This window comes from Erythrobacter donghaensis (assembly GCF_001557325.1).
Lineage (GTDB): Bacteria > Pseudomonadota > Alphaproteobacteria > Sphingomonadales > Sphingomonadaceae > Erythrobacter > Erythrobacter donghaensis_B.
The window spans coordinates 1-527 of sequence record NZ_LSJS01000269.1; the positions used below are offsets into that span (position 1 = coordinate 1).

The 527-nt window shown below is 74.2% G+C and carries 1 pseudogene; it reads left to right on the forward strand.

What is annotated here, in order from left to right:
- Nucleotides 1-527: pseudogene (locus tag AX692_RS20275) on the forward strand (hypothetical protein); the annotation flags it as partial.

A 527-nucleotide genomic window follows, 5' to 3' on the forward strand; every position in this document is an offset into this window, starting at 1 on the left:
CCCCGCCGACCCCGCCGCCGGCCCCGACGCGGCGCGGCTCGAAGCGATCATCCGCGCCGCGGTGGTGGTCGAGGGCTGGAGCCCGGCGCGGCTCGGCGAGGAACGGTGGCGACCGGTCTCGAGCCGCGGCTTCGGGCTCTATCGCCGGATCGAGCGGGTGTTCGGCGGCGCGGGCGGCGCGCTGGGCTCGCTCAGGGTCGAATACGAGGCACCCGGGGCAATCGTTGCGGGCAGCGGCGCGGAGGTGGTCGCCGCGGCAGCCGCCATGCCCGGGGGCGACCCGGCGGTGGTGCGCGAGCTGACCGAGGACGTGCTGCCGCTGTTCGCTTGGTCCGACGGCATCGCCAGCCGCCTCGCCGATGCCTATCGCTCGGGGATGTGCGTCAACTTCGTGCTCGCCGCGCTCGCCGTGATGGTCGGGATTCTCTACCTGCCGGCCGGGATGAAGGAGAGCAAGTGGGGCTTTGCCGCGATCGAGCTGCTGCTGCTCGGCGGAATTCTCGCGCTGACGGCGGCGGGATCGCGGC